Annotated in this window: 8 protein-coding genes; 3 read left to right on the forward strand and 5 right to left on the reverse strand. The window is 43.9% G+C overall.

Annotated elements, in window-relative coordinates; all coding sequences use genetic code 11:
* Positions 1 to 49: 49 nt before the first annotated feature.
* Positions 50 to 2,347, reverse strand: coding sequence for a sulfatase-like hydrolase/transferase (locus VIN08_RS11240; RefSeq protein ID WP_331964650.1), 2,298 nt, complete (start codon positions 2,345 to 2,347; stop codon positions 50 to 52).
* Positions 2,348 to 2,736: 389 nt separating this feature from the next.
* Between VIN08_RS11240 and VIN08_RS11245 the strand changes: the two genes are divergently transcribed.
* Complete coding sequence (locus VIN08_RS11245; RefSeq protein ID WP_331964653.1) at positions 2,737 to 3,726, forward strand: hypothetical protein; 990 nt, start codon at positions 2,737 to 2,739, stop codon at positions 3,724 to 3,726.
* On the forward strand, positions 3,723 to 4,754 hold the full coding sequence (locus VIN08_RS11250; protein ID WP_331964656.1) for an LLM class flavin-dependent oxidoreductase: 1,032 nt from the start codon (positions 3,723 to 3,725) through the stop codon (positions 4,752 to 4,754). The genes VIN08_RS11245 and VIN08_RS11250 overlap by 4 nt, the downstream gene beginning before the upstream one ends.
* 99 nt (positions 4,755 to 4,853) lie before the next feature.
* Here the strand turns inward: VIN08_RS11250 and VIN08_RS11255 are convergent, their stop codons facing one another.
* From VIN08_RS11255 to VIN08_RS11270, 4 genes are all read right to left on the reverse strand, one after another.
* The gene (locus VIN08_RS11255; RefSeq protein WP_331964659.1) at positions 4,854 to 6,119 is read right to left on the reverse strand and encodes a TlpA disulfide reductase family protein; all 1,266 of its coding nucleotides are present in this window, start codon (positions 6,117 to 6,119) and stop codon (positions 4,854 to 4,856) included.
* Between the two features lie 408 nt (positions 6,120 to 6,527).
* The gene (locus tag VIN08_RS11260) at positions 6,528 to 7,004 is read right to left on the reverse strand and encodes a nuclear transport factor 2 family protein (protein WP_331964662.1); all 477 of its coding nucleotides are present in this window, start codon (positions 7,002 to 7,004) and stop codon (positions 6,528 to 6,530) included.
* Positions 7,005 to 7,043: 39 nt separating this feature from the next.
* Positions 7,044 to 7,382: a PadR family transcriptional regulator gene (locus tag VIN08_RS11265; protein ID WP_331964665.1), complete on the reverse strand. Its 339-nt coding sequence runs from the start codon at positions 7,380 to 7,382 to the stop codon at positions 7,044 to 7,046.
* A gap of 9 nt (positions 7,383 to 7,391) precedes the next feature.
* Positions 7,392 to 10,025 (reverse strand): ABC transporter permease, encoded by a 2,634-nt coding sequence (locus tag VIN08_RS11270; RefSeq protein WP_331964668.1) that lies wholly within the window; start codon positions 10,023 to 10,025, stop codon positions 7,392 to 7,394.
* Between the two features lie 309 nt (positions 10,026 to 10,334).
* Here VIN08_RS11270 and VIN08_RS11275 point away from each other — a divergent pair, with 309 nt between their 5' ends.
* Entirely contained in the window at positions 10,335 to 11,252 is a 918-nt protein-coding gene (locus tag VIN08_RS11275; protein ID WP_331964671.1) for a sphingomyelin phosphodiesterase, read from the forward strand.
* Positions 11,253 to 11,624 lie beyond the last annotated feature (372 nt).

The following is an 11,624-nucleotide window of genomic DNA, read 5'->3' on the forward strand; positions in this document are numbered from 1 at the left end:
ACCAGGGATTTATCATTGCCCTACATTATACAATTCAACAGACACCACTTCAATGCGTACCGCCTGCTTCCAGCTTTTGCTCGATCACCAGGTTGCGAACAACCCCCGTAAAAGGATATATACCGGTATAGGCTGTTGTAACCGGAGAGTTCAGATCCCTGCCGAGACTTATACCATCGGAAGAGAACGTACCGGTAAATTTACCGCGGGCCGGTATAGATTGTTTCGCAGCTTCCTTGCCATTTACAGCTATGGAAATCAGGTTATCGGTATAGTCTATTCTCACCACATATATACCTTTCTGTACATGGCCCGCAGTAAGCGTTGTTTCCTTCAGGCCATCATTCAGTATATAATATAGCGTGCCGCTTTTCACGAATAAACTTGTTCCCCCGGTCAATCCTCCATTAGAGAATATAACGCCTTCATCCTTATCGCTGGTCAATTCAACGTTCGCAGTAACATTAACAGCGCCCTTGCCGGTATATACTCTCGTGCGGGCTGTAGTGCCTTCATAGATAATCGATCTCTCTTTTACTTCAGGAGAAGCGAGACCTTCACGGAAACTCTTGAGCGGGTATACATTGTATTTTGTTGCTTCCTGATCGAAGAGTTTTTTCAGTTCTTCCAGTTTTGCCGGATTCTTGGCAGCCAGATCGTTTGTTTCATTCCAGTCTTCGTTGAGATTATATAGTTCCCATTTATCCTGCTCAAATGGCGCAGGGCTGAAATGAATATCCTGCGTAGCGGCTTCGCCAAATGTATTTCGCGGATGATATACCGAAGCTTTCCAACCGTCTTTATAGATCGCGCGGCCGCCGTGCAATTCATAATACTGTAATGTATGTCGTGTCGCAGCGCCTGCATCTGTAAAGGTATACGCCAGGCTCGTACCATGTATAGGTCGCTGCTCATAGCCATTAATAACCTCTGGTATCTTTACACCGGTCACCTCTACCGTTGTGGGGAGTATATCTATCACGTGTCCGTATTGTGTTCGCAGCGCGCCTTTATCCTGTATACCTTTCGGGTAATGAATGATCAGCGGATTGTGCGTAGCACCTTCGGCATTTACATCGCTCTTCCAATAACGGAAGGGTGTATTGGCTGCCTGCGACCACGCCAGGGGGTAATTCTGACTGACATAGGCTGTACCAAATTTATCATACAGATTTAGCAGGTAATTTATATCATGCCCTTGTGAGGTAACACTTCCACCGGTGGTGCCGGTATAGGAGCCTTCTTTACTTCCGCCATTATCGCCTATCAACAGAAAGACAATTGTGTTATCAAGTTGCCCTATGCGCTCGAGGTAGCTGATGAAACGCCCGATCTCAGAATCGGTATAGGAAAGAAAACCGGCATACGTTTCAAAGAAGTGTGCATATACTTTTTTCTCATCAGCACTTAAACTCTCCCACGCTTTCAGGTTTTGCTGCCGGGGCGGAAGCCTGGTTCCCTTCGGTAACAATCCCAATGCCTGCTGACGTTTAAAAACATTCTCTCTGTACTGATCCCAGCCGCCATCAAATTTACCTTTATACTTATCGATCCATTCCTTCGCTACCTGGTGCGGTGCGTGTGTCGCCCCCGTTGCAAGGTACAGGAAGAAAGGTTTTTCCGGTGCTGCTGATTTTTGATTCGCTACATACGAGATCGCTTTATCTACCAGCAGTTCGTTGAGGTGTTTGTTATTCGGCTCTATAACTACAGGGTTGTTTTCTTCAATCAGTTCAGGATGCCATTGATCGGTTGATCCTCCGAGGAAACCATAGAAGTGATCGAACCCGCGGCCGGTAGGGTAACGGTTGTATGGCCCTGCGGCTGTAAGATCTATAGGCCTGTTGCCATGCCATTTACCCAGTGCGTAGGTGTTATAACCATTCTCACGAAATATCTCGGCTACAGTTCCTGCTTCAAAAGGAATGTCACCGGTATATCCGGGAAAGCCGGTACCGAGCTCTGCATGGTGCCCCATGGCTACACTGTGTGCATTGCGCCCGGTAAGCAATGCTGCCCGTGTAGGACTACATATACCGGTAGTATGAAAATTAGTATAGCGAAGTCCATTGTTTGCCAGTCGCTCGAATGTAGGAGTCTCTATCAATCCACCAAAAGCAGAACTTGCACCAAAGCCCACATCATCTAATAAGATCCATACTACATTAGGCGCACCGGCCGGTGCCTTAACACGTGGTGCATACCACGGCTCCGAATCTTTTAATGTGTGGCCGACCTTTCCTTCAAATTTTTGAACCGGGTCGTGTTGTCCCAATACAGCAGTAGCAGAAAAACCAAACACCACCAGGAATAAAACAATGCGAAGAAAATACAGGGGCTTGTTCATGAGAGTCTGTTTTTTTGAAAGGTTGATATCATGACAATATACTCCTGCACATCCCTGCAGGAAGATGTGGAGTATATCTATAGCTAGTGAATGTATATTGACAGCTAGAAACACTGCCGGGTGGAAACGGACTGCCAATAAGCGATATATACTTTAATTCATGTGTATATCTTCTACAGCATCAACTGGTGGGATTGATTATCTACTAACTCTGTAGACAAATGTATAAACTGTTCCGCTTTAAGCAAATGTTTTCAGTAAAAATACCGGTATAGATCCGACCGTTCATAAAAAATATTTTCCGTTAACTTTAAAAGTCTATCAATTCTATAGTTTTTAGATAGAAAATGAGATATTTAGGGCTGAATAACTCATTAACCCGAACTGATATGGCTACTAATGCAGAGAAACCGATTGGTATTTTTTACGAACATCCCACCTGGTTTAAGCCTCTTTTTGAAGAGCTGGAGTCCCGGAAGATTCCTTTTATAAGGATCAACGCTGCCCGACATTTTTATAACCCGTCAGAAGCAGAATCACCGTATAGCCTGGTTATAAATCGCATGAGCTCCTCAGCATTTCTGCGCGGCCATACACAGGGTATATTTCATGTCGCCAATTATTTAACACACCTCGAGCGGCTGGGTGTGCCGGTAATTAACGGTTCGGTAGCGCAGAGCATTGAAAGCTCCAAATCAAAACAGCTCACGTTGCTCACGTCACTGGGTATAGCGTATCCGAAAACTAAAGTTGTAAACCACATATCACAAATTCTGCCGGCAGCCCAAACGTTGCAGTTTCCCATTGTAGTAAAGGGCAACATTGGCGGAAGCGGTGCCGGCATTGTGCGCTTCGATACACTGTCGGGACTAAAGAAAGCAGTTGATCTTCATCAGATACACCTCGGTATAGATCATACTGCGCTGGTGCAAGAGTATATTACGCCTAAGGACGATCACATCGTGCGCATTGAAACTCTGAACGGAAAATTTCTCTATGCCATTAAAGTATATACTACCGGAGAAAGTTTCAACCTCTGCCCTGCGGAAGTTTGCCAGGTGCCCGCTCCTACCGATGCACAGGCTTGTTTAACCGAAGCGCCTAAAAAAGGTATCCGGGTTGAAAGTTATATACCTCCGGAGTATATCGTTCGTCAGGCGGAGCAAATCTTTCAAACTGCCGGTATAGATGTAGGCGGTGTGGAGTACCTGATTGATGGCCGCGATAACAAGCCTTACTTCTATGATATCAATGCGCTGTCAAACTTTGTAGCCGATGCTATACAGGTTGTAGGATTTGATCCTTACAAAAACTTTGTGGATTACATTGAGTATAGATTGCAAAAGCATTATAAAATCCAACCTGCCTACGTACTATGAAATTTGCCTATTGGTTACCGGTATTTGGCGGATGGCTGCGCAATGTTGAAGAAGAGAACATGGCACCTACGTGGGACTATGTGAAAAAGCTAGCTGTGCGCTCGGAAGAGCTGGGCTATGATACCACGCTTATCGCGGAACTTAATCTGAACGACATCAAAGGAGAATCAGCACCTTCGCTGGATGCATGGAGTACAGCCGCTGCGTTAGCAGCCGTTACTTCTACACTGGAGATTATGGTGGCTGTACGCCCAACGTTTCACTCTCCTGCTCTATTAGCCAAGCAAGCTGCCAATATAGATCACATCAGCAACGGAAGGCTTACACTCAATGTAGTATCATCGTGGTGGAAAGATGAAGCAAAAAAATATGGCGTTCACTTTGAACAGCATGACGACCGCTATGCCCGCACAGCTGAATGGCTTCACATTGTCGATAATTTATGGAAGCGTGATCACTTCTCGTTCCAGGGTAAATATTACCAGGTTGAGGATACTATTCTGCAACCTAAACCTATATCCAGGCCGCGTCCCTTTATATATGCTGGCGGAGAATCGGAAGCAGCAAAAGATCTGATCGCCCGGCAATGCGATGGCTATGTTATGCATGGCGATGCACCGGAAGATATAGCAAAACGCATTGAAGATCTGAAACGCAGACGTGAAAAGCTTGGTCTGCCACCAATGAAATTTGGTGTGGCGGCATACTCTATCATTCGCGACTCCGACCAGGAAGTAAAAAAAGAAATAGAGCGGATCACCAATGTAAAAAGCTACGCTGCGGGGTATAATAATTACCAGCAATGGCTTGCCGGCACGCAACTTGAAAAACAGGTTTCACTGGAAGAGTATTCTGTTTCGAACAGAGGCTTGCGCACAGGCCTTGTAGGAACACCCAACTATATAGCCGATCGCATTGCTAAATATGAAGAGATCGGTGTTGACTTCTTCCTGCTGCAATGCAGTCCGCAACTGGAAGAAATGGAACGGTTTGCTAAAAATGTTATAGGCGAACTGGCTTCCGCCTGATGGCGATATTCCTGTATCATTACATCAAGTAAATATACCGAAGAAGCAATCTCGCTTCCGCGGTATATTTACATTGATTTTAACTGGGATCTTTACTCACTACAATGCTGCGTGCGGTTTACCCGCCGGCTCATTTACCAGCGCTGTTACTTCGGCATTAAACTCTTCTATAAATTCTTCATAATATTTACCGGTAGCCGGGCCGTTGTAGCCTGTGTGAACTTTACGGACTTTGCCTTCTTTATCAATGAAAAATGTTGTAGGAAACGACAGGAATGTATTGAGCTCCGGAAGTTTTTCGGCCACTACTTTTTTATCGGCCTGTCCGGCAAAGAGGATGTCGTACTGTATATCATAACGCTTGATCAATGTATGCAGACGTGCCCTGGCAAAATTCAGATCATCTTTCCGTTCGAATGATAAGCCGACTATCTCTATACCCCGCTCTTTATTCTGTTTATACCAGGGAGCGAGAAAGGAAGCTTCGTCAATACAATTAGGGCACCAACTGCCGAGTATTGTTACAATCACTACTTTACCTTTATATTTCTCATCGCTCAAAGAAGTTTTCTTGCCGGTGAGATCGGGAAATGAAAAAGATAATCTGTCGTAACCATCTTTCAAAAAAGTAAGTGTATACGGATCGGGCAGCCTGGCGGTATCACTCTTTACAGCCTCCAGTTTTACTTTGCCACCGGGCGAAATAAACTCACCGGTTAAATGCAGGCTATCGGTTAAAGAAGCTTCTATCAATGTAGGGTTCGATCCGCTAAACGCAGAGAGCTTTAATTGACCGCCATCTACTATACCTTCCAGATACCGATAGTCGCCCGTGGTAGTCAGTATAGTGCCGGTCACCTTCTTTCCTTCCTGCCTGAACAATCCAACCGTATAACGTGTAGATGGCTTGCCATCGCGCTCGCTGGTAAGCAGCACAGACCACTTGCCATTAACAGACTGCGTGGTTGTTTTATCAACTTCTTCAAATCTGAAATCCTGATTACGCGCTGCACGAAATGCAATTCCTCTTTTGGCTACCTGGTTCTTTCTGAAATAGCCGCTGAGAGAATCACCTTTGATCTTTCCAATCAGCTGTGCATCATATATAGGTATAGGAATTACGAGCGAATCGCCTTTATAATAAACGCTGTCAAGTGGCGTACGCTCTTCGCCATTTACCAGGTAAACTTTTGCCAGGGAAGCAGTATCATCTTCTACCTGAAAGTTAAAAGGTACTTTCTCGGCATCAATACTAAATTCACCACGCCACGGTCCTACTGCAAGCTCTTCGCGTTGTGTTGCTGAGCATGAGCCAAGCAGTATACCGGCTACCAACACAACTGTAATTTTACCGTATCTGTTCATATTCAATATATAGTTAGGCAAAGGATAAAGTCCTTTGCTGGTTAAAATTTCGTAAGCAGTGTTGGTGGAATTTTTGAGAAAAAGTTCGGGCTCTTAGGAGGGAAAGAGTACTTCCCTTCGATACAAAAATAAATATATACTAAATAACTACAAAATCTATAAATTTACTAGACAAATACATAAATAGCCTTATTTCACATACCAGCGGTCTGTAAATCCTTGTACTGCTACTCCTGTAAATTCGTATACCGGGAAATCTCTGGCAATAAAGGAATGATTTTATACTTTACGGTCTTGTACTATCAGATGCCAGTTTGCCAGGTTGCTTAGCGTTTACCATCCGCATAAAAAAAAAATGGAAGCCTGTAAATACAAGCTTCCATATTAACCTCCGTGGATAAACTAATGTTATTTCTTCGCTCCTCCATTGCTATTGAAAATATCTTTATACATCTTCCAGCCATCCTTCGTCTTCTTCCACAGAACTATATATTTACCCTCATCGAAAAGTTTTCCGTTAGCATCAAACATCTGCGAAAGGCCTTCTTCTGTTACATACTCGGAACCATCACCATATACATTTGTGGTTGTAAACTTTCCGTTGCGAAGTCCCAACACATCATAGCCTTCCTTAAAAAACCTGTTGATAGCATCGCGACCACAAAATGCATCGGGTGCAGCACCCGGCACCAGCAGGCAGGCATCTTCTGTGTACAGGTTTACCAGAGAGCCATCATTTCTGGCGTATAGCTCAAAATATAGTTTATTACTGGCAGCAATAGCTTTCTTCGCTTCTTCGAGGGCTGCACTATGTTTAGTTTGCGCTTCACTGAGTATGGGCATTGCCAATATACCAGCGAGTAAAGTATATAGTATGATTTTCATTCTTATAGTTTTATTATGCGTTGAACAGCTATACATCCGTCAGGCCATCTTAAATTGAAGAGCCACCTTCGGTATTTTGTTGAATAGTTCATTGCGTATTTCGTTAGTCTCCTGCAGTGCACGTTTGCCGGCAGCAGTCAACAGGAAGAGTCGCTTTCTCCGACCACCGCGTTCACTGGTAGGATCGCCCATCTTTGACGTTACCAGGTTCTTGTCTTCGAGACGTTTCAGTACTGTATGCACAGCACTGATGTTAAGACTGCGACCGGTTTGCCGTTCAACCTCATCCATAACGGCTACGCCATACGCATCTTTATACAACACGCCTACGGTAAGCAATACTAATTCTTCAAGTTCTCCTAAGTATGTTCCTTTCATAAACTACAATCATTCTCGTTTCAATACTTCGGCAGGATTTACTCTTGCCACACGAATAGCCTGATAGCTTATAGTAAAGAAAGCTATCGCCGCAGCAATAATGGCGGCCAATCCAAAAAGCCATCCATTTATATTTACCCGATACGCGAAGCTCTGCAACCACAGCGTCATCAGGAAGTACGCCAGCGGCAGCGCTACGAGATTGGCTATCAAAATCATGCTGAAGAAGTGACGTGAGAACAACACAAAGATGTGCGCAGTAGAACTGCCCAATACTTTACGGATGCTCATCTCCTTCTTGCGCTGCTCGGCTGTATAGGTAGCAAGACCAAACAACCCGAGGCATGCCACCAGTATAGCCAGTGCCGAGAATACTACAGTAACACGGCTCATCTTGCTCTCGGCCTTGTATAATTTTTCAAGGTCATTCTTCAAAAAGAAATATTCAAAAGGCCACCCGGGTATTTGTGCTTTCCATTGTTGAGCAAGCCACTCAACCGAGCCCGGAATATCGTTGCCTGTGATGCGCACTGCCATATACTTGATACGCACATCAAATCCACGAGGCGTTGTATTCAGTTGTAATACCAGCGGGCGGATCGGATTATGGCGCGAAGTAAAATTGAAATCCTTTATTACACCAATGATCCGGTGCGTAGATTTATTATCGAACGTTTTACCAATAGCCTCTTCGTTGGAGCCCCATCCCATTTGCTTCACAAACGTTTCATTTACTACGATGGCTAATGAATCATCCGTTTTTACATCTTCCGAAAAATCACGACCTGCCACCATAGGTATATCAAATGTCTTGGTAAAGTCATGCCGCACAGTAAGACGGGGAAACGGTCGCGACTCCTGTAATCCTTCAAATATATAGTTACCTACCTGGTGCTTGGCACCGAGCACTTCCTCCAGTGCCGTAACGCTTACTGTATTTTTGTTTCGTAAAAATTCATTCTTCAGTGCTTCATAATTCTGTGCTACCGGTGAGCGCGTAACAGGGATCATCAAAACGTTATCCTGATTAAAGCCTGTATCACTTTTTCGCAGCATACTTAGTTGATCGATAGCAACACCCGTACCTACCAGGAGCACGATCGATAATGTAAATTGTACAATCACCAGTCCTTTACGAAAGGCTCCACCGGCTTCGCGATTAGGTCTTGCTTTTAGTGCAGTTATAGGTTTAAAACCCGAGAGCACAACAGCCGGATAAAGTCCTGCGGCCACCCCTACTCCCAAGGGCAACAACGTGAGCAACGCCAGATAAAAAGGTTCCAGTAATGCAATAGGCTTCACATTCATTTCGGCAAAAGCATTGAACATGGGCAGCAGTATAAGTACCAGCGTAATGGCTATAGCGACTGACAGTACACATAATAGAATAGACTCAAAAAGAAACTGTCCTACCAACTGCAGTCGCTGACTACCTAATGTCTTGCGCATGCCTACTTCTTTCGCGCGATTGACAGCACGTGCTGTGCTCAGGTTGATGAAGTTGATGCAGGCAATGAGTAACACAAATATACCGATAGAACCAAAGACATAGAGTGTTGTAAGACTGCTGTTAGGTTGGATCTCGTAATCAAGATGTGATTTCAAGTGGATATCGGTGAGCGGAAACAATTCGAGCTTTACATCGTTGCGAACAAACTCAGGAAAATGTTTCTTCACAAAGGCAGGCATGGCTGCTTCCACATAAGGCGCATCACTCGCATCGCGCAGTAACAGGTACGTCCAGCAGGGATTCCAATACCAATGCCAGAATTGTGGTACACGCGGATCATATACCTGATCGAGCGTGCGAAATGAGATGAGGCCATCAAACTGAAAGTGTGTATTCAAGGGTACATCTTCCAGTATACCCGTTACCAATAAATTCGTGTTACCCTGAAATCTCAAATATTTACCAATGGCATTCTCACTGCCAAAATATTTGCGTGCCATACTTTGTGTCAGCACAATAGTCTCGGGTTTATCCAGCGCACTGGCATCACCATCTACGAATTTAAAATCGAAGACATCAAACACCGTGCTGTCAGCACAGAATATACGCGACTCATTAAACTCTTTAGTATTGTCGATGGTGGCCATAGCCAGTGTTGGTGCCTGAAAATTAAAGAACCGTACAGCCTTTTCGATCTGTACACCGTGATCTACCAGCAACGCTTCGGCTACCGGAAAAGGCTGGCTTGCCGAGTGCTCTCCTACTCCGTTAGACTGCAGCACTTCATGTACACGGAAAATACGGTCTGCTTTGGTATGCATTCTGTCGAAGCTATACTCATTGCGCATATACAGGCTTATCAACAAAAAACAGGTTATACCAATGGCAAGACCAAATACATTTAAAAAAGAATATCCCTTTTCGCGCACGAAGCCGCGCTTGAAAACAGAAAAGTAATTTCGGTACATCATAAAATTCAGATTGGATTGATTGGACGATCGTTTTATGTTAGACCATTTAAAAAAGCGGAGCACATTCCATATATACTGCAAGTCTGCTATGCGCTGACCACGATTCTTCATAGCACGATCATAGAGCTCATACGCATCGCCCTGAATCTCTTCCAGCAATGCAGGATTGCAATACCACTCCAGAAATCTACTGGCCCACTTGGGCGGGGAAACCCTGTTCATATATGTTCCACAAACGTGAAAGAAACTCAATATGTTTCATATTTGTGGAAGAAAAGATCATTTTATATAATCAGGCTTCCACGCTCCAGCACGGTATCAGGATATCGCCCTCCCACGTCCTTGTTATAGAGTAGTTGCAGATATAGTTAATGGGCAATTGAGAGTTATCACTCTGTTTGAGGACTATATATTCTGTATCGCCCCGGAAGAAATCAAATACAAGAAATAATCGAAAACTTGAAAAATTGGTAATGCAGGATTTACCATTTAGCAATGTCTGTTTGCGATTTTTATGCAACCCCTGAAAAGATGAAATACGGATTGCTTGGAATTATCATCTTGTTAACCTTTCAGATTGGAAACTGCCAGTCTATTAACTCCGACACACTCTCCGCTAAAAGTATTAAAATACTATCCTGGAATATATACATGCTTCCTGCGATTGTAAAAATAAAAGGGCGGTCTGATCGCGCTGCTGCTATAGGAGACATTCTCAGCAAAAGTAATTACGACATCATTGTATTTCAGGAAGCGTTTCATCTGAGAGCGCGAAGAAAAATATACAGACAACTGGTAAAAGCATATCCCTATCAGGCCGGTCCTGCGAATAAGAAATTACTATCATGCAGAACCAACAGCGGACTTTGGATCTTTAGCAAGCATCCCATTGTCCATTCGTATGATATGATCTTTGCGAATCGCTCGGGTATAGATGCATTCTCGCGCAAGGGTGGATTACTCGCAGAGATCATGATCCATAACCAGCCCGTTCAAATTGCAGGTACGCATCTGCAAAGTTCGGGAGGAGATTGGATCAGGCATAGTCAATGCGTAGAGTTTTACCATAAACTGTTAAAGGAATATTCACGCCCCGGTGTGCCGCAGGTTATCTGTGGAGATTTTAATATCAACAGGAAAGACGAAGAAGTATATAATCAAATGTTAAAAATCCTGGGCGCTGCCGATGGTGCACTGTCCGGAGAATCAGTTTACTCGTATGATCCGCTGCAGAATGATCTTAATAAAGATAAAAATACCCTACCGCATTTGATAGACTATATATTGCTGCGAAATAACGACTCTCATATAATCACCTGCCTCAAGCGAAACATTCGCATCTTTCGCCAGGGATGGAGCAAAAAACACACAGACCTTTCCGATCATTACTCAGTCGAAGCCGAATTGCAGATCTACAATGAAAAGCTTGCTTCGACAGCGTCTCGTTGAGAAATATATAGCACGGGATAACAGTTTTCTTCTTTCGCGCAAGGATCAACCATTGTCTAAATTTTCAAGATACACATACAACTTTAATATTTTAAATGGATCTGAAGAGGTTTACATCTTTTTGGTAGATACCGGCAGACTGAGCAAGATCGTTGCAGCAACTAAAGCTGATAAAAAAATAGGCCGTCCTGAGACAGCCTATTTTTTAATAACCTCCTTTTAAATCAGAATATTATTGTACCTCTATCTTTTGTATCAGCCTCAGTGTAGGTCCTGCTTTGATAATATATACACCCGATGGCAATGTGTTGTCAAAGACTAAATCTTCTTTTACAGATCCTGACTTGTTAATAGTCAGTATTCTATCCAGCA

The sequence above is a fragment of the Ohtaekwangia sp. genome, assembly GCF_036568665.1.
Lineage (GTDB): Bacteria > Bacteroidota > Bacteroidia > Cytophagales > Cyclobacteriaceae > Ohtaekwangia.